The sequence below is a fragment of the Paenibacillus jiangxiensis genome (assembly GCF_046098255.1).
Lineage (GTDB): Bacteria > Bacillota > Bacilli > Paenibacillales > Paenibacillaceae > Paenibacillus > Paenibacillus jiagnxiensis.
Map to the genome: position 1 here is coordinate 101,586 of NZ_JBJURI010000022.1, position 23,324 is coordinate 124,909.

General features: G+C 51.8%; 26 protein-coding genes. 20 read left to right on the plus strand and 6 right to left on the minus strand.

Translation table 11 applies throughout. From position 1 onward, the window contains the following. From ACI1P2_RS20410 to ACI1P2_RS20445, 8 genes are all read left to right on the plus strand, one after another. On the plus strand, positions 1-1,170 hold the full coding sequence (locus tag ACI1P2_RS20410; protein WP_355322070.1) for a PP2C family protein-serine/threonine phosphatase: 1,170 nt from the start codon (positions 1-3) through the stop codon (positions 1,168-1,170). Beyond that, the gene (locus ACI1P2_RS20415) at positions 1,167-4,880 is read left to right on the plus strand and encodes a response regulator (RefSeq protein ID WP_355322072.1); all 3,714 of its coding nucleotides are present in this window, start codon (positions 1,167-1,169) and stop codon (positions 4,878-4,880) included. Before ACI1P2_RS20410 ends, ACI1P2_RS20415 begins: the two co-directional genes overlap by 4 nt. An 81-nt stretch (positions 4,881-4,961) precedes the next feature. Beyond that, positions 4,962-5,834, plus strand: a complete 873-nt coding sequence (locus ACI1P2_RS20420) for a CheR family methyltransferase (protein ID WP_355322074.1) — start codon at positions 4,962-4,964, stop codon at positions 5,832-5,834. A 19-nt stretch (positions 5,835-5,853) separates the two neighbouring features. Continuing rightward, positions 5,854-7,527, plus strand: a complete 1,674-nt coding sequence (locus tag ACI1P2_RS20425) for a response regulator (protein ID WP_355322076.1) — start codon at positions 5,854-5,856, stop codon at positions 7,525-7,527. Positions 7,528-7,622: 95 nt separating this feature from the next. Beyond that, a complete protein-coding gene (locus ACI1P2_RS20430; protein ID WP_355322078.1) occupies positions 7,623-7,961 on the plus strand; it encodes an STAS domain-containing protein in 339 nt (112 codons plus the stop codon). Between the two features lie 18 nt (positions 7,962-7,979). Further along, the gene (gene rsbW / locus ACI1P2_RS20435) at positions 7,980-8,432 is read left to right on the plus strand and encodes an anti-sigma B factor RsbW (RefSeq protein WP_355322080.1); all 453 of its coding nucleotides are present in this window, start codon (positions 7,980-7,982) and stop codon (positions 8,430-8,432) included. After that, positions 8,429-9,199 carry a sigma-70 family RNA polymerase sigma factor gene (locus tag ACI1P2_RS20440; RefSeq protein ID WP_355322082.1) on the plus strand — a complete coding sequence of 257 codons (771 nt, stop codon included), beginning with the start codon at positions 8,429-8,431 and terminating at the stop codon, positions 9,197-9,199. Before rsbW ends, ACI1P2_RS20440 begins: the two co-directional genes overlap by 4 nt. A 119-nt stretch (positions 9,200-9,318) precedes the next feature. Further along, on the plus strand, positions 9,319-10,293 hold the full coding sequence (locus tag ACI1P2_RS20445; RefSeq protein WP_408976287.1) for a magnesium transporter CorA family protein: 975 nt from the start codon (positions 9,319-9,321) through the stop codon (positions 10,291-10,293). Between the two features lie 318 nt (positions 10,294-10,611). Here ACI1P2_RS20445 and ACI1P2_RS20450 read toward each other — a convergent pair whose 3' ends face one another. From ACI1P2_RS20450 to ACI1P2_RS20470, 5 genes are all read right to left on the minus strand, one after another. Next, positions 10,612-10,959 (minus strand): DUF5665 domain-containing protein, encoded by a 348-nt coding sequence (locus ACI1P2_RS20450; protein ID WP_355322086.1) that lies wholly within the window; start codon positions 10,957-10,959, stop codon positions 10,612-10,614. A 5-nt stretch (positions 10,960-10,964) separates the two neighbouring features. Then, a complete protein-coding gene (locus ACI1P2_RS20455) occupies positions 10,965-11,363 on the minus strand; it encodes a YtxH domain-containing protein (RefSeq protein WP_355322088.1) in 399 nt (132 codons plus the stop codon). A 50-nt stretch (positions 11,364-11,413) separates the two neighbouring features. Beyond that, positions 11,414-11,671 carry a GlsB/YeaQ/YmgE family stress response membrane protein gene (locus ACI1P2_RS20460; protein ID WP_355322140.1) on the minus strand — a complete coding sequence of 86 codons (258 nt, stop codon included), beginning with the start codon at positions 11,669-11,671 and terminating at the stop codon, positions 11,414-11,416. A 113-nt stretch (positions 11,672-11,784) separates the two neighbouring features. Next, positions 11,785-12,474, minus strand: a complete 690-nt coding sequence (locus ACI1P2_RS20465; protein ID WP_355322090.1) for a phosphatase PAP2 family protein — start codon at positions 12,472-12,474, stop codon at positions 11,785-11,787. A gap of 406 nt (positions 12,475-12,880) precedes the next feature. Further along, on the minus strand, positions 12,881-13,105 hold the full coding sequence (locus ACI1P2_RS20470; protein ID WP_355322092.1) for a DUF1128 domain-containing protein: 225 nt from the start codon (positions 13,103-13,105) through the stop codon (positions 12,881-12,883). A gap of 189 nt (positions 13,106-13,294) precedes the next feature. On the opposite strand from ACI1P2_RS20470, the gene yyaC reads away from it, so the two are divergent. The 4 genes from yyaC to ACI1P2_RS20490 all read left to right on the plus strand — a co-directional run bounded on the left by yyaC (position 13,295) and on the right by ACI1P2_RS20490 (position 16,552). Beyond that, positions 13,295-13,831 (plus strand): spore protease YyaC, encoded by a 537-nt coding sequence (gene yyaC, locus ACI1P2_RS20475; protein WP_355322142.1) that lies wholly within the window; start codon positions 13,295-13,297, stop codon positions 13,829-13,831. Positions 13,832-13,833: 2 nt separating this feature from the next. Continuing rightward, positions 13,834-14,628: an alpha/beta fold hydrolase gene (locus ACI1P2_RS20480; protein WP_355322094.1), complete on the plus strand. Its 795-nt coding sequence runs from the start codon at positions 13,834-13,836 to the stop codon at positions 14,626-14,628. A gap of 22 nt (positions 14,629-14,650) precedes the next feature. Beyond that, a complete protein-coding gene (locus ACI1P2_RS20485; protein WP_355322096.1) occupies positions 14,651-15,334 on the plus strand; it encodes a DUF6483 family protein in 684 nt (227 codons plus the stop codon). Between the two features lie 63 nt (positions 15,335-15,397). Further along, a complete protein-coding gene (locus tag ACI1P2_RS20490; protein ID WP_355322144.1) occupies positions 15,398-16,552 on the plus strand; it encodes a class I SAM-dependent methyltransferase in 1,155 nt (384 codons plus the stop codon). A 50-nt stretch (positions 16,553-16,602) separates the two neighbouring features. Here the strand turns inward: ACI1P2_RS20490 and ACI1P2_RS20495 are convergent, their stop codons facing one another. Then, a complete protein-coding gene (locus ACI1P2_RS20495) occupies positions 16,603-16,926 on the minus strand; it encodes a dehydrogenase (RefSeq protein WP_355322098.1) in 324 nt (107 codons plus the stop codon). A 160-nt stretch (positions 16,927-17,086) separates the two neighbouring features. On the opposite strand from ACI1P2_RS20495, the gene ACI1P2_RS20500 reads away from it, so the two are divergent. From ACI1P2_RS20500 to gatB, 8 genes are all read left to right on the plus strand, one after another. Next, positions 17,087-17,701, plus strand: coding sequence for a DedA family protein (locus tag ACI1P2_RS20500; RefSeq protein ID WP_355322100.1), 615 nt, complete (start codon positions 17,087-17,089; stop codon positions 17,699-17,701). Position 17,702: 1 nt separating this feature from the next. Further along, entirely contained in the window at positions 17,703-18,272 is a 570-nt protein-coding gene (locus tag ACI1P2_RS20505) for a thioredoxin family protein (RefSeq protein WP_355322102.1), read from the plus strand. A 3-nt stretch (positions 18,273-18,275) separates the two neighbouring features. Next, a complete protein-coding gene (locus tag ACI1P2_RS20510) occupies positions 18,276-18,902 on the plus strand; it encodes an MBL fold metallo-hydrolase (protein ID WP_355322104.1) in 627 nt (208 codons plus the stop codon). 218 nt (positions 18,903-19,120) lie between these two features. Continuing rightward, on the plus strand, positions 19,121-19,318 hold the full coding sequence (locus ACI1P2_RS20515) for a hypothetical protein (RefSeq protein ID WP_355322106.1): 198 nt from the start codon (positions 19,121-19,123) through the stop codon (positions 19,316-19,318). Between the two features lie 109 nt (positions 19,319-19,427). Further along, positions 19,428-19,805, plus strand: a complete 378-nt coding sequence (locus ACI1P2_RS20520; RefSeq protein WP_355322108.1) for an ATPase — start codon at positions 19,428-19,430, stop codon at positions 19,803-19,805. A gap of 275 nt (positions 19,806-20,080) precedes the next feature. Next, complete coding sequence (gene gatC / locus ACI1P2_RS20525; RefSeq protein ID WP_355322110.1) at positions 20,081-20,368, plus strand: Asp-tRNA(Asn)/Glu-tRNA(Gln) amidotransferase subunit GatC; 288 nt, start codon at positions 20,081-20,083, stop codon at positions 20,366-20,368. Between the two features lie 27 nt (positions 20,369-20,395). Beyond that, positions 20,396-21,853, plus strand: a complete 1,458-nt coding sequence (gatA, locus tag ACI1P2_RS20530; protein WP_355322112.1) for an Asp-tRNA(Asn)/Glu-tRNA(Gln) amidotransferase subunit GatA — start codon at positions 20,396-20,398, stop codon at positions 21,851-21,853. A gap of 26 nt (positions 21,854-21,879) precedes the next feature. Further along, a complete protein-coding gene (gatB, locus tag ACI1P2_RS20535; protein WP_355322114.1) occupies positions 21,880-23,322 on the plus strand; it encodes an Asp-tRNA(Asn)/Glu-tRNA(Gln) amidotransferase subunit GatB in 1,443 nt (480 codons plus the stop codon). Positions 23,323-23,324 lie beyond the last annotated feature (2 nt).

Genomic DNA, 23,324 nt, shown 5'->3' on the forward strand with positions numbered 1-23,324 from the left:
ATGAGAATTTTAATAGTAGACGACAATCCGACGAATGTGATCATTATCCGGGAGATATTGAAGAAGGAAAACTACAGGGATGTGGTCTCCGCCACCTCAGCCGCGGAAATGTTCAAATATTTGGGCCTGGAGGACCGTTCGGTTGAAATCCGTCCCCGCCCTTCAGATATTGATTTGATCCTTCTTGATATGATGATGCCCGAAATGGACGGCATTGAAGCCTGCAGTATCGTTCAGGAATATGAGCATCTCAAGGACATCCCGATCATTATGGTGACGGCGGTCGGCGATTCCAAAAAGCTGGCCGAGGCGCTGGATGCGGGAGCCATGGACTACGTAACCAAGCCAATCAATAAAGTGGAGCTGATGGCGAGAATCCGGCTGGCGCTGCGTCTAAAGCAGGAGAAGGACTGGCATAAGGAGAGAGACCAGCGGATTCAGGACGAGCTCAAGCTGGCCGCGATGGTGCAGCAGGCTGTGCTCAGTCCAGCCATAGAGGACCCGCTCTTGCATATTCACGCTTTGTACCAGCCGTCTTTTGAGCTGGCCGGAGATTTATACTCATGGTATCCGCTTGGGGACGGACGTTATGCCGTCATTCTGCTAGATATGATGGGGCACGGCATTTCCTCCTCCCTGTTCTGCATGTTCATCGCTTCGGTTCTCAAAGACACCGTCACCACTTACGTGGATCCCGAGAAGGTGATACAGGAGCTGAACCGCCGCTTTAATCAGCTGGATCTGGGCAAGCAGCTTGTTCAATACTATTTTACTGCCATTTATATGGTCATCGACACCCGGATGAAGCGAATTGACTATGTCAATGCAGGTCATCCCCCGGGTCTGATGATCGGGAAGGATGGACATGTCGCCACGCTGGACAGCGTCTGCCACCCTGTGGGGCTGTTCGACAAGATCGAAGTCCAGGCGAAGACGATCCACTACGAAGGAAGCGAGCGGATTGCGCTGTATACGGACGGGCTGCTCGAAGCGGTGGAAGGGGATCATGAACAGCAGCTGCAATATTTGATTTATCATCTGCGGGATTATCGCGAATGGGAAGAGGACGTCATGCGGAAGGCTTTCTTTGAAGTGGAAGTGCCACTGGATCGCGATGACGATAAATGTCTGGTGTGGATTTCGCTGAAAGAAGGAGAGGCTTCGGCATGAAAATCAGAAATAAGCTGCTCATTGGATTCGGGGTGCTGATGGCGATCATGATCATGCTGACCCTGATCGGTTACGACCGCTTGGGCACAATGAACAGCCAACTGGATAAAGTATATGAAGACCGTTATTTGAAGGTCCGCCAGACAGCTGTCATCCGCAGTCAAGTGAATGAAATGTCTAAAGTTATGGCTAATCTTCTGCTTAACCCCGGAGCCTCCGTTCCCGAGGGGAAGCAGCAGCTGGATCAGATGATGGCAACAGGGGATGTTATACTTGAAGCTATTAAAGGGAGCCCCTCCTCCGCTTCTGAAAAGGTGCTGATAGACAGTGTGGAAACCTCATGGGAAAGCTTTAAACAATATGAGGCCCACCTTATACAGCTCCTTGGCCAGGGTGAGTATGATCAAGCCAATGCGTACAGGAACAGTACAGTACTGGCTGCTCAGGAAGCCGCGGTGGAGGGAATCAATACGCTTTCCAATTATCAGGATACCGAGGTGGATAACGAGATAGCGGCCTCCAGGGAAGTGTTCCGTGAAGCGGTCCAAACCTCAACCATCATTATGGCTGCCGGACTGCTGCTGTCCCTGCTGATCATTCTCTGGGTGCTTCCGAGCATTACGCGTGGCCTTAACACCGTGGAACTGATGATTAACGGCTTCGGTAAAGGACGATTTAAAGCTATCGGGCGGCTGCGGATAACCTCCAAAGACGAAATCGGTCAAATCGCGCAGGTGTTCAAAGAAATGGCCGAGGATCTGGAAGAGAAGCGGCAGCTGGAGCGTTCCATCATCCAGTCGCAGAAGGACCAGACCTGGCTCAGCAACAATACGGCGCGCGTAACGGAGCTGCTGCGGGGTGTGAATTCACGCGAGCAAATCGCCCAGATGTTTATCGGCGAATTCACGCCCATTCTTGGCGCCAGTTACGGCTCTATTTATTTGCTGGATGAGGAAAAGCAGCGTGATACGTTATTTGCTTTCGGCTCCTATGCCGGAGCGGGTCAAGCGATGTTAAGGAAGGAAGAGTTCAGGCTCGGCGAAGGGCTGATTGGCCAGAGCGCCAAGGACCGGAAACCGGTGATTCTGGATCAGGCGCCGCTAGGATACTTATCCGTCAGTTCCTCGCTTGGGGCAGCGCCGCCGGCCAGCATTATGATCTATCCGATCGTGTTCGAGGACGAGCTGCTGGGCGTAGCCGAGCTGGCAGCATTCAAGCCGTTCGGGGAGCTTGAGCAGAGGCTGTTCTCGCAGCTGGCAATGAATCTTGGCGTTATTCTTAACAACGTTCAGCGCCGTTTGCGCGTGGAGCAGCTGCTGCGGGAATCGCAGGCGCTCACGGAGGAGCTGCAGTGCCAGTCGGAAGAGCTGCAGTCTCAGCAGGAGGAGCTGAAGCGTTCCAACGAAAGTCTCGAGAACCAGACTGAAGAGCTTAAGAGATCCGAGGAGCTGCTGCAGCGGCAGCAGGAAGAGCTGGAGCATTTCAATACAGAGCTGATGGCCAAGACAAGAGCGCTGGAGGAACAGGTTCAGGAAGTAGAAGAGAAGAACCTGGAGATCGAGAAGGCGCGCGCGCAACTGGAGCAGCAGGCGATGCAGCTTGCCGTAACCAGCAAATACAAATCGGAGTTCCTGGCGAACATGTCGCATGAGCTGCGCACACCGCTGAACAGCTTGCTCATTCTGTCCCAGCTGCTGTCCGAGAACAGGGACGGTAATCTGAATCCGAAGCAGGTCGAGTACGCCCAGACCATCTATATGTCAGGGGCCGATCTGCTTAAAATGATCGACGAAATATTGGATCTGTCCAAGGTAGACGCCGGAAAGATGGACATCAATTATGAATCCGTCGCCTTGGAGGAGCTTGAGAAGTTTGTTGAACAAAATTTTGCGCCTGTAGCGGCCAAAAAAGAGCTAAAGCTGGTGAGCAAAATAGAAGGAGAGCTTCCGCAAGCCGTCATCAGCGATGGGTACCGTGTGAAACAAATTATACGCAACCTGCTGTCCAATGCTTTTAAGTTCACATCGTCCGGTTCGGTGGAATTTACGATAGCCGAGGCGAAGAAGGAAGAGCTGCCAGCCTACCTGAACGAGAACCAACCTTATCTGGCATTGTCTGTTCGTGATACCGGCATCGGCATTGCACCGGACAAAACGGATCTGATCTTCGAGGCATTCCAGCAGGTAGACGGGACCACGAGCCGCAAATACGGTGGCACCGGTCTCGGGTTGTCCATCAGCCGTGAGCTGTCCCGCCTGCTTGGCGGCGGCATCGAGGTTGAGTCCGTTCAGGGAGAAGGAAGCTGCTTTACGCTATACCTGCCTGCGGAGGCTGCAGCGAAGGTGCCGGATGAAGCCGGCAGCGGATCTGCGGCAAGCGAGTATGCAAGACGCGAAGCGGCTCCGATGCTTGACCCTGATATGCAAAGGATCAGGGAGGGGCACTTCCCTTCAGAAGCGAGCAGAAAGCCTGATAGGAAGCAGCCCGTGACGGACACGCCCAAGCTGGACGATGACCGGGAGCGGATTGGACCCAAGGATAAAGTGCTGCTGATCATCGAAGATGATGTGAATTTTGCGAATATCCTGATTGAGATGGCAAGAAACCGCGGTTACAAAGCATTGTCGGCCCTGCAGGGAGATAAGGGCCTTGAAATGGCAAAAACCTACCTTCCTGACGCCATTATTTTAGATATTCAGCTGCCTGTGATGGATGGCTGGTCCATTCTGGGCGAGTTGAAGAGCAACTCTGCCACAAGGCATATCCCGGTGCATGTCATTTCGGTAATTGATGATGTCAAGCAGGGCTTGATGATGGGGGCCATTGCTTATCTGAAGAAGCCTTCAACCAAAGAGAGCCTGGACAAGGCATTTGTCCAAATCTCATCTTACATGGACAGCAAGCTGAAACGGCTGCTGATCGTGGAGGACAATGATACACAGCGGCAATCCATCATTGAACTTATCGGGCATGATGATGTCGCTATTACAGCCGTATCTACCGGCCAGGAAGCCCTGGATGAGCTGCGAAGTCAGCACTATGACTGCATGGTGCTCGACCTGATGCTGACGGACATGACTGGCTTTGATCTGCTGGACCGTATCCGGGATGATGAGAGCCTGAGCGATCTGCCGATCATTATTTACACAGGCAAAGAGCTGGACAGCAAAGAGGAAATGCGTCTGCGCAAATATGCTGAATCCATCATTATCAAAGATGTCAAATCTCCGGAACGGCTGCTGGATGAGACGACGCTGTTCCTGCATCGTGTGGAAGCCAATTTGCCGGAGGATAAGCGCCGCATTCTGCAAAAGCTGTACAACAAAGAAGAATTGTTCGAGGGAAAAAACATTTTGCTTGTCGATGATGATATCCGCAACGTATTCGCCTTGTCGAGTGTGCTGGAGGGCTACCGCATGAATGTCACCTTTGCGGAGAACGGCAAGGAAGCTCTGGAGTTGCTTCAAGGAGATACGAGGTTCGATCTGGTTCTCATGGATATGATGATGCCTGAAATGGATGGCTACGAGACGATGAGGCATATTCGGAACATGCCGGAATACGAGAAGCTGCCTATTATTGCGCTTACGGCGAAGGCCATGAAGGATGACCGGGCGAAGTGCATCGAGGCAGGGGCCTCGGATTATGTCAAAAAACCGATTCAAACGGATCAGCTCTTATCATTAATGAGAGTGTGGCTGTATTCGTAGCCGGCTTTTCGGGGTAATAGATAAAAACGGGACGGAATTGAACCGGCAGCATGTAAAACCTTTAGGAAGTGGAGCGAGTTTATGACAGCAAAAGATCTGGCAGAAGGAAAATCTGAAGAAGAATGCAGACCGAATGCGGATGAGCGGGAGCAGATTGAGCTGGAGCTGCTGATTGAGGGAATACACCGTTTGTACGGCTATGATTTCAGAAATTATGCCCTTCCGTCGCTGAAGCGCCGCATTCATCATTGTACCCAGTCGGAAGGTGTAAAATCCATATCGGCTTTGCAGGAGAAGGTACTGCACGACCGCGGCTGCTTTGACAGGCTGGTGCAAAGCTTGTCCATTCCGGTCACGGAGATGTTCCGAGACCCGCCGCTCTTCCGCACCTTCCGTCAGAAGATCATTCCGATTTTGCGCACTTACCCGTATATCAGAATCTGGCATGCGGGCTGTTCGACCGGTGAAGAGGTTTATTCGATGGCGATTATGCTGCATGAAGAGGGGCTTTATGACAAGGCGCGCATTTATGCCACCGATATGAATGCCAGGTCGCTGCAGCAGGCCAAGGAAGGGGTTTACGGAATCGATAAAATGAAGCTGTACACCAAAAACTACTTGGCGTCTGGCGGAGCACAGTCCTTCTCGGAATATTACACAGCCAAATATAACTCGGTCATGTTTCACCCTTTCCTGCGCAAAAATATGATCTTTGCGGAGCATAATCTGGCTACGGACCGGTCCTTCAATGAATTCAATGTCATCTTCTGCCGCAACGTCATGATCTACTTCAATGATGAGCTGCGGAATCAGGTGCACGGTTTGTTTCATGAAAGCCTGAGCCGCTTCGGCGTGCTCGTGCTGGGGGCGAAGGAATCCATCCATTTCACAGATTACAGCGACTTTTACGAGCCGCTTGACCGGGTCGAGAAAATTTACCGGAAGATTAAATAGAGATGCTTAGGAGGATCCTATGGGGTTGCATGAACCGATTCATATCTTGCTGGTAGATGACCGGCCGGAGAACCTGCTTGCACTGGAAGCGGTTCTCGAGAGTGAACAATATAATCTCGTCAAGGCAACTTCCGGCGAAGAAGCCTTGCGCTGTCTCCTGAAGGATGATTTTGCCGTGATCGTGCTCGACGTGCAAATGCCGGGGATGGACGGTATTGAAACAGCCAAGCTGATCAAAGCCAGAGAGAAGACGAAGGACATTCCCATCATCTTCATTTCTGCTAACAGCAAGGAAGCGGAGCATCTGTTTGCGGGATATTCCGCGGGCGGAATCGATTATATGGTGAAGCCCTTTATTCCACAAATTCTGAAGTCGAAAATTGAAGGTTTTGTGCAAATGTACCTGACCAACAAACGATTGAAAACCCAGTCCATGCTGCTGCAGCAAAAGACGCTGGAGCTGGAAAAGATGAACCAGGAACTGATCGCCGCCAAGGAGGTGGCGGAGGTTGCCGCGAAAGCCAAAACCGAGTTTCTGGCCATGATGAGCCATGAAATCCGTACCCCGATGAATGGAGTCATCGGCATGATCGACCTGCTGATGGAAACGGAGTTGAAGGATGAGCAGCGGGAATACGGTGATATTATACGCCGCAGCGCAGATGCGCTTGTAGCTGTCATCAATGATATTCTTGATTTTACCAAGCTGGAATCCGGCAAAATGGAACTTGAAGAGCATCCGTTTGAGCTTAATTCCTGTATTCAGGAAGTGTTCAGTCTCTTCTCCATGGATGCCGGAAAGAAGAATCTGGAGCTGGGCTTCCATGTGGAGTCCGGTATTCCGAATGTGGTGTTTGGCGATATGGCGCGTTTGCGCCAGGTGCTGATCAACCTGATCTCCAACTCTATTAAATTTACCGACCAGGGAGGCGTTCAGCTGCTTGTGTCTTCCGGGGAGTCGGGCAAGGGCAAAGTCACCCTGGAATTTACGGTAAAGGATACGGGAATCGGCATACCGCAGGATAAGGCGGATAAATTGTTTCAGCCTTTCTCGCAGCTGGATTCTTCCATGACGCGCAAATATGGAGGAACTGGATTAGGGCTGGCGATTTGCAGAAATCTCATTCAGATGATGGGTGGCGATATCCGGCTGGATACGTCTGCCAAGCAGGGAGCGACATTTCTGTTTACCGTGCAGATGGGTCTTCCTCAGGAACTGATGCCTGAAGATGAGCAGCAGGAGGAATGGACTTCCCTGGAGCCGAGGGTGCAGCGCCGCAGTGACGTATTGATCGTAGATGACCACCCTATTAATCAAAAGCTGATGGTGAACATGATGGAGCGGCTGGGGCTGGCGGCAGAAACGGCTTCCGACGGCAATCAGGCCTTGGATAAAATCCTGGACGGCCGGCACTATGATTACATTTTTATGGATCTGCAGATGCCTGTTATGGACGGACTTGAATGCACCGCTATAATCCGCAGCAGCCTGCCGGATAGCGATCAGCCCGCGATCATCGCGATGACGGCCAATGTCATGGATGGAATTCATGCAAGGTGCCTTGCAGCGGGGATGAATGATTATATCAGCAAACCGGTCAAAATCAACAGCATCAAGCAGGTGCTGCTGCGTCACGCCAAGGATCAGCTTCTTATGGAGGAGGCCGGATCACGCCTTGATCAGGCTGAGTGACAGAAAATGGAGTCCGGGCAGTGTGCTGTTTTTGTTTCAGAAACTGACATAAAGGGTTATGAATAAAGAAACCATTTTTCGGGGGAGAGGCCTATATGAATACAAATAAAAATGATAAGTTTAACGCCAAAACCGAATTGCGTGATGGAGCATGCACAGTTTATTTGAGCGGTGAGTTGGATTTGTCGGTAGCACCCGATTTTCGTCTGGTCATGGAACCCCTGGTTGGGGAATCCGGGCAGGATCTGATTATTAATATGAAGGATTTGAAGTATATTGACAGTACGGGGATTGGCATTCTGCTGTCGATTTTAAAGGCAAGGAACGGCATGGAAGCACGCTTCATGGTTGAAGAGGTACCGGTTCGGATTCAAAAGCTCTTCGATATGACGGGTATCGCCAAGTTCTTTGCTCCACAGGAGAATTCCCAATAGGAAAGGATCGAAAAGAGGATGAATGGTGAAGTTCAGAAAGTAGTGTTAAATTTGCCGGCGACCGCTGATTTTGTGGATATTGTGAGGTTGAATCTGTATGGAATTGCTTCCAAAATGGGGTTCTCCTATGAAGAGATCGAGGATATGAAAGTAGCCGTATCCGAAGCTTGTAATAATTCCGTATTGTACGCATATGGCCATGAAGGAGGTATTGTTGAGGTAACCTTCGAATTTAATGTTACCGAGCTAAGCATCCGTGTAAAAGATGAAGGGGAGAGCTTTGAGCGGATGAATGGCGCGGGTACCGGGGCAACGCTTCATGATAAAGAGCTGGATGACGCCCAGGTTGGCGGATTGGGCTTTTATCTTATGCAGGCGCTTATGGATGACGTCAACGTGATTAACAAGGCAGGGCAGGGTACGGAAGTCATCCTTGTAAAACGCATGACAAAAAGTGAGGAGAAAGTATGAATGAAAAGGTGACTCCCCCAGAGTCCATGGATGAAGCCGTTGGTTTGATCTGGGAGTACCAACAAACCAAGGACAATGAGATTGCCACCGTGCTGATCAAAAAGTACGAGCCTATGGTCAAAATGGCGGCGGGGAAAATTGCCCGGAACCGGCCGGACTTGTACGAGGACCTGTATCAGACCGGTCAAATGGCTCTGGTGCGTCTTCTGCAGCAGTACGATATCAATCTCGGAATTCCATTCGAGCCTTATGCCATGAAGAGTATGATCGGGCATATGAAGAACTTTCTGCGCGATAAATCATGGTATATCCAGGTTCCGCGCCGGATCAAGGAGAAGGGCGCCCTCGTACAGCACGCCATAGACGAACTGACCGTCAAGCTGGAGCGTTCTCCGGACGTCAAGGAGATTGCCGAATATCTGGATCTCTCGGTCGAGGAGACGATTGAGGTGCTGGCCGGACGTGAATGCTATCATTATGTATCTCTTGATTCTCCGCTGTCGCAGGATGAAAGTGCCGCAACGCTCGGCGAATTGATCAGCTCGGATGCGAATGATTTTGATGCGGTCGAGAAGCGTATGGATCTGCAGCAGGCACTCAGCCAGCTGAAGGAGCAGGAGCAGCAGGTGCTGCTGCTGGCTTTTCAGGATGGACAATCCCAACGGGCGATCGCCCAGAAGCTTGGTGTGTCCCAGATGAGCGTTTCGCGGATTCAAAAAAGGGCAACCGAGAAGCTGAAGCAGATTATGTCCAATTCATCCTTATGAAACGGAACATTTTTTACTGCAATGTCCCTGTAAAGTTCACATAAAAGGACACCCATTCTTCTGTAATCAGATTGTGGGTGTCCTTTTTAAAGATGATTAAAGAGGATGGAGTGGAAGTTTTGAGCAAGCGTGTTCTAGAGCAACATAAACATAAATTCAATCAAGGAACATGGGAATGGTGGGACATTGAAAGCGATGGATGGTCAAGCCCGATCCTGGCTGAGCTGGAAGAAGAGATGCCCGAGACGAGGGCATGGCTGAAAGTGATTAAAGAAGTGGAGTCCAACTACTTGTCTGTTCACTATCTGGACGGCAGTGACCCGCTGCTCTTTGGAACGCTGCATTATTCAGTGAAAGAAAGTCTCACCAGCAACCGTAATGCCAGAATGTTTCACTTTTTTGTCCATGGCAGACGGCTGGTGACACTCAACCTGGATCAGAGGACCAGAATGTTCATGAGCTCGGAGGATAGATTTCGCATGCTGGACGAGGGCGAGAACGGGGCGGACGGACTTTTTGTCCTGGTACGAATTTTGCTGCATTATTTTCAGAATGGTATGGATCATTTTGAGCTTAACCTGCGGCCGCTGGAAGAGAGCATGAAGAAGAACAACGCCAGAACGCTGATGGACAAAATACTGGATTCCCGCTTTGAACTGCTATATTGGAGCAATATGTTTGTACCATTTCAGGAGCTGATTTCGGCGTCGCGTGAAGCGTATCTCAATGCTCTGGACGATAATCCGTTCTTTCAGCGGATGCTTTACCGGGTTGAACGCATGCAGCGTTTATTCGAGCACTATGAGCGGGAGATTGACACACTCATATCTATTGATAACGCCATCTCGGGCTTCCGGGGCAATGAAATCACGAAGACACTGACCATTGTAACGGCTGTCTTTACCCCTGCAACAGTGGTGGGAGCAATATGGGGCATGAATTTTGAAAATCTGCCCTGGATCAAGACACCCTGGGGCTTCACGGTGGTGATGATAGCGACGCTGATCAGCATGGTTGGCATGTACATCTGGATGAGGAAGAAAGGCTTCACAGGGGACCTGCTGCGGGCAGGCAAAAAAGAGAGGAACATATAGATGTGTTAACCTGGGTGCTCTGTTTGATGTTGTGAGACGCTCCGAGAACGAAGCATTCCTACAATCGCTGTTGACCCTTCGGGCCAAAGGCGAACGCTGCGCTTTTCCGGAATTGCTTCGTCCTCTCCGCTGCTGCGTGCATACCCCTACCCACAAGCCAACAAAAGATGCGCTTTTAGGTCATGCAAAAGGCTTCTTATGTTCTTGCTCTTGCAAAAGGCCGAAGTAGAGCAAGTTCCCCTGCTCAGCCTTTTAAGGCTGGTAAAAAGAAAAGGAGAACCTCATCAAAGAAGTTGATGAGGACTCCCTGTATATCATTTAACTGTGTCTGGCTGCTTCCACATACTTCAGCAGCTCGGCCAGGAAGTTGCCAATGCCGGGAAGATTGAGCTGCACCAGAAAGGACAGCAGCCAGCCCAACAAAGCGATAATCAAAATGGTACCAAGGGACAAGCCCAGTCCTCTCGCGATGCCTGCCGTCAAATTGCTGATAATGCGCTTTTTCGGGTTGGAGTAGTTCTCGATGATATCGCGAAACTGGGACTTTTCCAGGGCATCTGCCAATTGATCCAGCCGGGTGTTGAGCTTTTTGACCTCATGGCGCAGTTCAAAGGGGTGCTCGTCCACCTCATAGGCCGGCATACGCTCTCCACTGACTTTGCTCATGAATGCTATCCCCGCGCAGTTTGCATTATGTCTTTATCCGCTTTTGCAGCTTCTTCCCTCACTTCTTCGGAAGCCTGTTTTGCGGCTGTTGCTATATTGTCTTTGCTCTCGGCGACGGTATTGGCTACATCGGATGTTTTTGCGGTTACGGTTTTGGCCAAATCCGTTGCCTTGGCGCCCACCACGGAAGCGACGTCCTTCGTCTTGGCGCCTACTGCTGCAGCGTAGTCTTTGGTTTTGTCTGTTACCGACGTCACCTTGTCGGACAGATCGCTGCGCAGCTCGCGTCCGGGCTTCGGTGCGAACAGCAGCGCAGCAGCCGCTCCCAGAAGACCGCCAATAAACATTCCTTTGGCAAAAGTTGAACCGCTTTGTCCCGGATACTGAGTTTCCGTTTTATTCATCCCAATCACTCCTCTTCAAGATTTGTCCTTAGGCAGCAGCCTATATCCGTTTAACTTGCCCGTTTGAGCAATCTGGACAGCATGCCGAGCAGGAAGACGAAGACAGCTGTTCCAATAATGGCCGGGACGACTGCGAAGCCGCCGATCACCGGACCCCAATTACCGAATAACAGCGTACCCAACCAGGCTCCGATGAACCCCGCGACCATCGCACCGATCCATCCGCCCGGCATTTCATTGCCTGCCACGGCATTGCCGATCCATCCGATAATTACGGCCATCACGATACTGATAATGATGCCCCAAATGGTAAACGCCTCCCTTCTTGTGAGAGCTCATATGATTATGCTTCGCTTACCTTCGTATTAAACTCAGTGCTGCTGACTGAAACAGGAGTCGGGGTAGCATGATGCGGCCAAACCTACCGTTTTCCCGGGGCGCGGCTGTCCCGAATCCATGCATACAGGGGAGGCATTGTGAACCACAGCCAGAGGGCTCCTGCAATATATCCTCCCGCCACGTCGCTCGGATAATGAACGCCAAGATAGATACGGCTCAGGCCGATCAGCAATATCAATAAAGCTCCTGCAACGAGAGGAAAAGAAATGGAGCGGCCGTGATCGCGGCTGTGCATGGCCCAAATTGCAAAGAGCGTCCCGTAAAAGCCCATGGCGACCATAGCATGTCCGCTGGGAAAACTGTAGCCTCCCGCTTCGGTCAGATGCTGCAGGCCTGGCCGGTCGCGCTGAAGCATTAGCTTGACCAGGGTGTTCAGGCACCACATGGCTGTAAAGCTGACCAGAACGGAAAACGCCGTGATATTGTGTTTTCTTCCGAGCCAGAACCATAAGGCAGAAGTAAGCGCTGCCAGCAGGGTAACCCAGAAGGAACCGAGCGTCGTAATAAAAAGGGCTGCCGGGAGAAGGTGGTGAAGGACGTCACCGGAGACGGGAAATATCAAGGACTGCAGCCATACATCCAGCCGGAGCAGCGGCTCTGTTCCGATCATTCTGGCGAGGAGCACAAGCATCCAAAGGAGAGAAGGTATGATGAGCACTGCAAGGGCAATGCGGCGAAGATAGCGGTAAAAATGGGTACACTGAAAATTCATTTTTTGCTGGCAGCCTCCTGTCTTTCGTTCGTTAAGCCCGCCGTCAGCCATTCTTTGTTTAAAGACTATACAGTCCGGGTAAGAGAATTGTAATACGGCAGGCTTTATTAAGATTCCAGTAAAGCATAAACTTCTTGGTATAAGCCTCCTGGAATTGCAAGAAAAACTACTGCTAAACGTGGTTTGTCTTCTGTGAATATACGTCGATAGACGTTTTTATTATAGTAAAAGCCAAAGAGCTACCGCAAACCACAGTAAGCTATGCAAGGATCGGGAGTTGGCTTGAATGATAAAAGCAATTCGCAGCCGGGCATACGTCGTACCGCAGGGGGCTGCACAAAAAACCGCAGATTATGGGCCCGGGCCCATAATCTGCGGTTACTTTAGCTGCTTCAGGTGTGATGATTTAGGAGCTGCGCAGCCGTCCAAGCTCGGAAACAACCGCTTCAACCTCTGAAATACTGAGATTGGGCTTGTTCATCACCATTTCATAAATGTCATGAAGATCTTCATACTGCTCCACGGAGAAAGCGGAGGATTGCATAGCTGCGCCGCTTGCCATGCGCAGCTTATTCTTGATGGCTTCGATCATATATTCGACGTTGGCCTGGGATCTCTGCGATAAATCCATCGGTATTCATTCATCCTTTCACAAGGGGTGGTTGGAAGTATTGTATCATGTTTTGCGGAGAGGCCACCAATTATTTTGCCTCAACCGCCGGGTATGCGTTAGAATCAAATCAAATACCAGGACGGGATGAGGTGGATATAAAAGGTGTTGAGGGAAACGCCGGATGGCGGAAGAACGGGTCCGTCCGTCATGAAACGGGTGCCGGGCAGCGAGCTTGCGGCTTTTTTTCGCGTTATCCATGAGCGGTTTGCTGCAGCTGAGGTGACCTTTGTCTGCATCGGAACAGACAGGTCTACGGGGGATGCGCTCGGGCCGCTGACCGGCACGTTGTTGAAGAAGAAGGGCTTTCCGCACGTGATCGGCACACTTGCTGCTCCGTGTGATGCGGTAACGCTGGAAGACGAGATCCGTCGTATTCCTGCGGAACAGCGGATTATAGCCATTGATGCCTGCCTGGGCCAGCCGGGATCGGTCGGGCTGTTCCTCGCTGCAGAGGCCCCGCTTGCGCCAGCACGATCCATGGGGCTTCAGCTTCCGCTGATTGGCCATTACAGCGTTGCAGGTTTGGTTAACATTATGGGGCCCAAGCCTTACTGGACCCTGCAGACGACATCACTGCATCAGGTGATGACCATGGCCGCTTGTATCGCGGATGCGGCAGCCGCCGGTTTTGGGCTATCCCAACAGGCTGACTGCCGGGAAAATGAACTGGAAAGAGGGCGATAGTCATGAATAAACAGGTGTGTGAAGGAACGACCATATATTACGCGGATGAGGGAAAAGGCGACAACGTCATTGTACTGCTGCACGGATTTTGCGGCAGCTCGGCTTACTGGGACGACGTGATACCGCTTCTGTCCCCTCATTACCGCTGCATCGTGCCGGATTTGCGCGGGCATGGACAGTCGGATGCGCCCAAAGGGGCCTATTCCATGGAAGAAATGGCGGATGATGTCCTTAACCTGCTTAAGGAGCTTGATATTCCCCAAGCTTCGCTGTTCGGCCATTCCATGGGCGGCTATGTTGCACTGTCCGCTGTGCAGCGGCATCCGGAACGGTTTAACGCCTTTGGGCTGATCCATTCCACGGCGCACGAAGATACAGAGGAAGGCAAAGAAAAGCGCCTCAAAGCCGTATCCACGATCGAAACAGAAGGTATTACGGCTTTTGTTGACGGCATGGTGTCGGGGCTGTTTGCCTCGCAGCATCTTGAGACTATGGCAGACAAGGTGAACAAGGCTAAGGAGATCGGTTATGCGACTCCTCCGCAAGGAGCTGCCGGAGCTGCCCTGGCCATGCGTGAACGTCCCGACCGTCGGGATGTGCTGACAGCTACACCTCTGCCGGTGCTTCTTGTAGCCGGAGAGCACGATCAGGTGGTCCCTGCCGCGCGTACCTTTACTGCGAATAAGCCGAATATTCGACAGAGCATCATCAGCGGGGCGGGGCATATGAGCATGATGGAGGCGCCACAGGAACTGGCCGAGGTTATCAAGGGGTTTTTGGCTTTTGCCGCGGATTAATCTACAATAAGAAAAATAGGGTATGAAGCTGCCGGGTGTGAAAGGACGGGATTGGGTCGTGTTCAGAAGAGATTATTTACTCCGCATGATGGAAGAAATGACGGAGGCGGTGGGCGCGGCCTTCGGCTTGCGGCAGCAGAACCGCCATACAGAAGCGCTCGCCAGGCTAGACGAACTGCTGAAAAAAAGATTCAGGCTGTCGCTCCCGCTGCTGGAGTCGCTGCCCCCCGAACAGATCATTGATCTATTTCGTATGGGCGGCACGGTAGAAGTGGACAAGCTGCAGCAGGCGTCCCGTCTGCTGGAGGAAGCAGGAAGGACCAGACAGGACATGGGAGAGCCGGATCAGGGGCTACAGCTGCTGATGAAGGCTCTTCATTTATATGTATACAGTGCTTTGAATGGCGCCTCCAGGGAGCCGCTGCAGCTGCCTGAACGGATCGCGGCTGTCCATGAGCAGGTGAGGGAATATCTTTTACCTCTGGAGCTGGACCAGCTGCTCGCGGCTTATTTTGAGCGTGAAGGCATGTACGCCCAGGCGGATGAAATATGGTTTGATCTTGGCGTCAAACAGAAGCCGCTGCTTCATGAAGCGGTCGCTTTCTATGACCGTCTTCTGCAGCGGCCGGATGATGAATTGGAACGCGGCGGCCTTTCCCGCACGGAAGCGGAGCAGGGAAAGGAAGAGCTGCTGCAGCTAGAATAGGCCTAATGAGGCAGAAAGCGGGTTATTGTTTTGGAATCTCTGCGTAATCTTGTTAACCAGGTGATGGAGGAGGGCTCGCTGATCACGGCAACGCTCAGCCAGCTGCGCAAGAAGGAGCAGGCCTCCTTCACCAAGGTGCAAATCAAACCGGTGGAACTGAAGAAGAAGCTGTTCTATCAGTTCGCTTATGTATACAGCAACAAGGTAACTCACGAAAATTTGACACCGCCCGAAGCGGCCGAACGCATGACCGCCCTGTTCGAAGAAACGTTCCGTCAGGGCCTGCTGTGCACGGCTGAGGCGGATTACCAGGTGTTAATCAGCAAAAAGTTCAAGGTTTCGATTCTAACCAAATCTCCCTCCAAGCCTGCAGCCAACCTGTCCCATAACCGCAAAAAGCACTATGTGCTGGAGGAGGGGGAGCCTGTCCCGTTTCTGGTTGAGCTGGGCATTATGAATGATGAAGGCAAGGTGCTGGCCCGCAAATACGATAAATTCAAGCAGATCAACCGTTTCCTCGAAATGGTTCAGGATGTGCTGCCTCATCTGCCGACTGGACGGCCGCTGACGATTGTCGATTTCGGCTGCGGCAAATCATATCTGACGTTTGCGCTGTATCATTATTTGGCGGTGCAGCAGTGCAGGCCTCTGAACGTAGTGGGTCTCGATCTGAAAGCGGATGTGATCGAAACCTGCAATCTACTGGCAGGCAAGCTGCAGTACCGCAATCTGAAATTTCTGGTCGGGGATATTGCGGACTATAACGAGCTGGACCAGGTTGATATGGTCGTAACGCTGCATGCCTGCGACACGGCAACGGATGCAGCGCTCGAAAAGGCCGTCCGCTGGGATGCTTCGGTCATTCTGTCCGTGCCATGCTGCCAGCATGAGCTTTTCAATCAAATTTCCAATGAAGTGATGGAGCCCATGCTGTCGCACGGAATATTGAAGGAGCGCTTCTCGGCCCTGGCTACGGATGGAATCCGGGCCAAGCTGCTGGACATCCTCGGTTACCGTACACAACTGTTGGAATTTATTGACCTGGAGCATACGCCCAAAAATCTCCTGATCCGGGCCGTCAAAGGACAGCAGGAAGATATCCCTAAGCTGTGGAACGAATACACGGCGTTCCGTGATTTTCTGCATGCCGATCCTTATCTGGAGCGGGCGTGCGCCGATCTGCTTCCGGGAGGGGCCGGAACATCGCGAGTCCAATAATGCAAGAGCGGGGCCGTTAAATGGCTCCGCTCTCTTTGTCTTCCCGGATCTTATCCCCCAAAGGAACTGCGGAATGCGGCGCATAATGCGGATTTTTCCACCTGCCACAGTTCGGCAAGCTCGGATGCGACCTCTTCGTCCCACCAATTACAGAGCAGCTTCCGGTTGCTGCTGTTTTCCGTGATCCAGATCAGATTCTCGGCCACCTTGCGGCAGTACAGCTCTTCTCCCTTTCGCAACAACTCAGGGGGAATGTATGTTTTGAGGCGTTTGCAGGTACGGTACAGCTCCTTGCTGCAGGCCCGGCGTATCCCGCGTGCCGTCGGCAGAGCGGATTGTCCCTGCGCGTGCTTTGGCGTATGGTTGGCAGGCAATGGGCATCCTCCTTTCAGGACATTGTATGATATGCGGGCAGGCCAGGGACGGCTACCCGGCAGCATGCTTCAGGAAGCAGGACTGGGGGCTGGTGGCAGTCCGTTCTTCCGCTGTGATAGAATAAACCGGGGACGAGAACATAAAGGGAGCGGAGAAACCATGGATATCATTTCAAATATCATTTCTCAACTATTCGAGTGGATTCGAAATCTGGGCTACTTCGGAATCGCGCTGGGCCTGATGGTGGAGGTTATCCCCAGTGAAATCGTGCTGGCTTACGGAGGGTTTCTGGTCTATAGTCAGCAGGTCAGTTTTTTACCGGCGCTCTTCTTTGCAACCGTTGGCGGCGTATTGGCACAGCTGTTTATTTATTGGATCGGACGGTACGGCGGGCGCCCTGTGCTTGAGAAGTACGGGAAGTACATATTGATCAGCAAAAAGCATATCGATCATGCGGAAGCCTGGTTTAACAAATACGGCACAGGCGTTATTTTCACAGCCCGCTTCATTCCTGTGGTCAGACATGCCATCTCCATTCCGGCGGGAATAACGCGCATGAATATATGGCGTTTTATCATTTTGACCACCCTGGCTGTTATTCCATGGAGTATATTGTTTATTTATTTAGGAATGCTTCTCGGCAACCAATGGGAGCATATCGATGAAAAGGCAGCCCCTTACATAACCCCTATATTGGTGGCTGCGGTTGTTCTGTTGGCTGCATATTTTCTTATCAAATGGATCATCTCCAAAAACAAGAAAGGAAGTGTGTAATATGGCCCGCAGCAATGTTTCCCAATATTTCGGCAAAGGGCTCACGCCCGAGCAATTCATGGACAGCATGGAAAAGAATAAGGAGGCATTCCGCTCCTGGTATGACCGGTTTGCGTGGAAGGATGAAAGCGACGGCGAGTATTTTGCAAGTCTGAATCACCGCGATGATCTGCGCGTCCTGATTCTCGCTGCCGATTGGTGCGGGGATGTGGTGCGCTGTGTGCCCGTGGTGTTCCGTGCCATGGAGAGTGCAGGAATACCGACAGGGGTGCTCATCCTTGAAAATCATGATGCGCTGATGAACGATTTCCTGACCATGGGCAGCCGTTCCATCCCTATCGTTATTTTTGCGGATACCGGGGGGCATGTGCTTGGCCACTGGGGACCCCGTCCTGCGCATGTTCAGGAGGTTATGGTTCAGTTCAAAAAAGAAAATCCCGACCGCGAAGCGCCGGACTACCAGGATAAGCTGGACGCTGCCCGCGCGGAGATTCGTGCCAGATACGGGGAAGGAACCGAGATTCACGGCGTCATTGTGAAAGAGTTGCGCGAGCTCATCTCGGGGCTGTAAGCCATGGCATTAACTATCCGTTCATTCAATCTCGGTCCCCTGCAGACGAACGCTTATCTTGTGCAGGACAAGGATACAGGCCGCGGCATTATTATCGACCCGGGGATGAATCCTGGCTCCCTGGTCAGAGCAATCGAAAGTTTGACCATTGAAGCGATTTTGCTTACGCATGCGCATTTCGATCATATGGCAGGAGTCGATGTGGTACGCCGGGCCGCAGGCTGTCCGGTGTATCTGCATCCGCTTGAGCAGGAGTGGATGACTTCGCCCAAGCTGAACGGTTCTCTCATGTGGCCGCAAATCTCACAGCCGGTTACAGCTGCCCCGGCCGAGTATGATCTCGGTGAGGGGCAGATTCTGGAGTTGATTGGCCATCAGTTTAAGGTATACCATACACCCGGGCACTCCCCGGGCAGTGTAAGCTTTCACTGTGGCAAGGATCTGTTCGGCGGCGATGTGCTGTTTCGGATGGGCGTAGGACGCACCGACCTGCCTGGCGGCAGGGAAAGGGATCTTATTGATTCGGTGCACCGGTTGTATCAGCTGGATGACGAAGTGACAGTGTATCCGGGACATGGACCCAAAACAACGATTGGTTATGAAAAAATAAACAATCCGTATATCCGCTGACAGGGAAGACAAAATATTCGTCAAAACCCGCCGTTTTTTTCAAAAACCTTCTAGACAAGAGCTGTACGGTTTGTTAATATAACGTTTAGAAGTTACATAACAATCCGCGAAGCACGCAGACTGTGGAATCAATCCCGGTTTGCGTTCTTTTTTTGTCTTTTTTTCGGGGTAACATTTTGTAGCCAAGCATTCTTTTTGTTTTTTTGGAGGGGGAGCTATTGGAACGGCAAGTTCCGCTTATCGCGGAGGAAATAAGAAATGCAATATGTCCGTATCCGCAGATTGTCACTGCAGAGCGCAGCATGGAGCAGTGTAAGACAGAAATCCCGGCGGGCTGGAAGCATGTTAAACAGCGTGGAGGCTGGAGTGGGCAGCGTTGGCATCGCAAGCTGATGTCGCACCGGTATAGACGTTAATATAAGGAAGGGCCACAAATTCACTTGGAATCAATTGAATTTGCTCATAGACATTTCGATTGTTTTTTAGTAGACTAAACAGATAACTAAGACAGCCAGGAGGTAGACGATGTATCGTTTAGGGGAGAAAATAATGATCGTCGCGGATGCCTTTGAGCAGAATCTTCCTGTGGGAGAACACGGTTATATTATCGCCTATGACCGGAATCCGGATAATGCTTTCGATTATCTTATCCGTGTGCCGAAGGTCAACCGGAATTTCTTTGTTCCAGCCGGAGACGTGGAACTCGAGACACATATGCTGAAGCAGGAAGCTGAAAGGGTCGAACGCGAAGCGTTGATCGATTTCGCCCTTGCTACTCACAATGAGCGATTGTTCCACAGTATTATGAACGGTGAAATGGACAATAAGGAAGAAGAAACCGCAGCGGAATCATTATCACAATCGGATTTTATCAAGCAGGTTAATTTACGCGCATGGATTTAATTTAACCGCCGGCTTTGGCCGGTTCTGAGGCTGCCGGGTTAGACCCGGCAGCCCTTTTAATATTTGCGGGACGGACAGGCTGAAGCCGAATCAACACTTTTCTCCCGCGACATTGAATTGTAAAACGTTCTAACCTATAATTAAAACGTTATTTTAAAGCACGGAGACGGAGGACCTCTCCCTCTATTTCATGACTAAGCGGACAGGGCTGCCCAGCGGGTTAAGCATAATTCCTGAATTTAGCGCTTTACATACACAAAGGAGGCAAACACGGCATGAACATTTCTTTGGAAAACGTACGCCACGTGGCCAAGCTGTCGCGATTGAACCTGACCTCTGCGGAAGAGGAGCTCATGACCGAGCAATTAAATGCGATTCTGCATTATGCGGAGAAGCTGAATGAACTTGATACGGACGATGTGGAGCCGACGACTCATGTGCTGCATGTAAGCAACGTCATGCGGGAAGACGAGGTGCGCCAGAGCCTTAGCCTGGAGCAGGTGATGCGCAACGCTCCTGAAGAGGAAGACGGACAGTTTAAGGTTCCTGCGATACTGGAATAGCCCTAAGGCGAAAGGAGGACGTTTGAGTTGAGTTTGTTTGATAACACGCTGCCGGAATTACATAACAGGCTGAACAGCAAGGACGTTTCAGTCACGGATCTGGTTGATGAGGCTGTGAAAAATATTGAAGCCCGCGAGGAGAAAGTGAAGGCTTTTCTTACGATTGATGAGGAAGGTGCACGGGCGGCTGCCCGCCGTCTGGACGACCGTCTCGCTTCCAGAGGGGAACGAGGCCTGCTGTTTGGCCTTCCGGCCGGCATTAAGGACAATATCGTGACGGAAGGGCTGCGTACAACCTGTGCCAGCCAGTTTTTGAGCAACTTTAATCCTGTGTATGATGCCACTGTAGTGAAGAAGCTTAATGCTGCGGACGCCGTAACCCTGGGCAAAATGAATATGGACGAGTTTGCCATGGGCGGCTCCAACGAGAACTCAAGCTTTTACCCAACCCGTAATCCATGGGATCTGGATCGGGTTCCTGGCGGATCAAGCGGAGGCTCCGCTGCTGCTGTTGCCGCAGGTGAAGCTTATTTTACGCTGGGCTCGGATACCGGCGGTTCCATCCGGCAGCCGGCTTCTTACTGCGGCGTAGTCGGTCTTAAGCCTACTTACGGGCTTGTGTCGCGCTTTGGCCTTGTCGCCTTCGCATCCTCCCTCGACCAGATCGGCCCGATTACGAAAAATGTCGAGGATTCGGCGTATGTGCTGCAGGCGATCGCAGGATACGACGCCATGGATTCCACGTCCGCCAAGGTCGACGTGCCGGATTATCTTTCCAACCTCACGGGGGATGTGAAAGGTCTGCGAATTGCCGTGCCGAAGGAGTATCTGGGTGAAGGCGTGGATCCTCAGGTGAAAGAGAGAGTGCTTGAAGCGTTGAAGACGCTTGAAGGCATGGGAGCAGTGTGGGAAGAGGTGTCGCTGCCTCATACGGAGTATGCCGTGGCAACCTATTATCTGCTTGCTTCCTCGGAGGCATCCTCCAACCTGGCCCGCTTCGACGGAGTTCGTTATGGCGTGCGGGCGGACAACCCCGCCAATCTGCTCGACCTGTATCATCAATCCAGAACACAGGGCTTCGGGCCGGAAGTGAAACGGAGAATTATGCTTGGCACCTACGCGCTCAGTTCCGGTTATTATGACGCGTATTATTTAAAAGCACAGAAGGTGCGCACGCTGATCAAGCGGGATTTTGACCAGGTGTTTGAGAAGTATGACGTGATTATCGGACCTACCGCGCCAACTACGGCCTTTAAGCTGGGTGCACAGGTAGACGATCCGTTAACCATGTACCTGAACGATATTTTGACCATTCCGGTGAGTCTGGCCGGTGTGCCTGCCATCAGTATTCCTTGCGGCTTTGCGGAAGGGCTGCCTGTCGGCCTGCAAATTATCGGCAAGCCTTTTGACGAGGCGCAGGTGCTGCGGGTGGCGCATGCATTTGAACAGAATACGGAATTTTACAAACAGCGGCCGCAGCTGTAATCCGGAGAAAAGGAGGTTATCCCGATATGTCTACAACATCCAAGTATGAAACCGTCATCGGACTGGAGGTCCATGTGGAGCTTCATACCCAATCGAAAATTTTCTGCGGATGCTCGACAGAGTTCGGAGCTCCGCCGAATTCCCATACCTGTCCGATCTGTCTGGGCCATCCGGGAGTGCTGCCGGTCCTGAACCGGCAGGCTGTGGAATATGCGATGAAAGCGGCTATGGCCTTGAACTGTACGGTTGGCGACGTGAGCAAATTCGACCGTAAAAACTACTTCTATCCGGATTCGCCGAAAGCCTATCAGATCTCGCAGTATGATCAGCCGATCGGCGAGAACGGCTGGATCGATATTGAAGTGAATGGCACAACCAAGCGCATCGGCATCACCCGACTGCATCTGGAAGAGGATGCGGGCAAGCTTACGCATGTCGACGGCGGATTCGCGTCGCTGGTTGACTTTAACCGTGTTGGCACACCGCTGGTCGAAATTGTGTCTGAACCGGATATTTCGTCGCCTGAAGAGGCGCGTGCCTATCTGGAGAAGCTGCGCTCCATTATGCAGTACTGTGAAGTATCCGATGTGAAAATGGAAGAAGGCTCCCTGCGCTGCGATGCCAACATCAGCCTTCGTCCATATGGACAGGAGAAGCTAGGCACACGGGCGGAACTCAAGAACATGAACTCCTTCCGCGGCGTTCAGCGCGGGCTGGAGTATGAGCAGTTCAGGCAGGAGCAGATCCTTGAAGAGGGTGGTTCTGTCGTTCAGGAGACCCGTCGCTGGGACGAGGCGCAGGGCAAGACGATTGCCATGCGCGGCAAGGAAGAATCGCATGATTATCGTTACTTCCCGGATCCTGACCTTGTTTCGCTTCATATCGATGCGGAATGGAAGGAGCGGGTTCGCGCCTCCATCCCTGAGCTTCCGGATCAGCGCAAAGCCCGCTATACCTCGGAATACGGGCTCCCTGAATACGATGCGGCTGTCATCACCTCCTCCAAGGCGTTGGCGGAGCTGTTCGAGAACAGTTTGCAGTATACAAAGGATGCTAAAGCTGTTTCCAACTGGATCATGGGGGACCTGCTTGGCTATCTGAATAGCATGAATGCGGAGCTGTCTGATGTAAAGCTGACCGGACAGGGACTGGGTGAGATGATCGGTTTGCTTGAAAAAGGAACGATCAGCAGCAAGATTGCCAAAACAGTCTTCAAGGAAATGCTGGATACCGGTAAGCTTCCGCAGCAGATTGTGGAAGAGAAAGGCCTGGTTCAGATCAGTGACGAAGGCGCTATTATGGCCATAGTCGAGCAAGTCGTTGCCAACAACCCGCAGTCCGTGGAGGACTACAAGGCTGGCAAACAAAAAGCGATCGGCTTCTTTGTCGGCCAGGTCATGAAAGAAAGCAAGGGGAAAGCGAATCCCGGGCTTGTCAACAAGCTGCTTGCTGAAGTGCTGAACCGTTGATC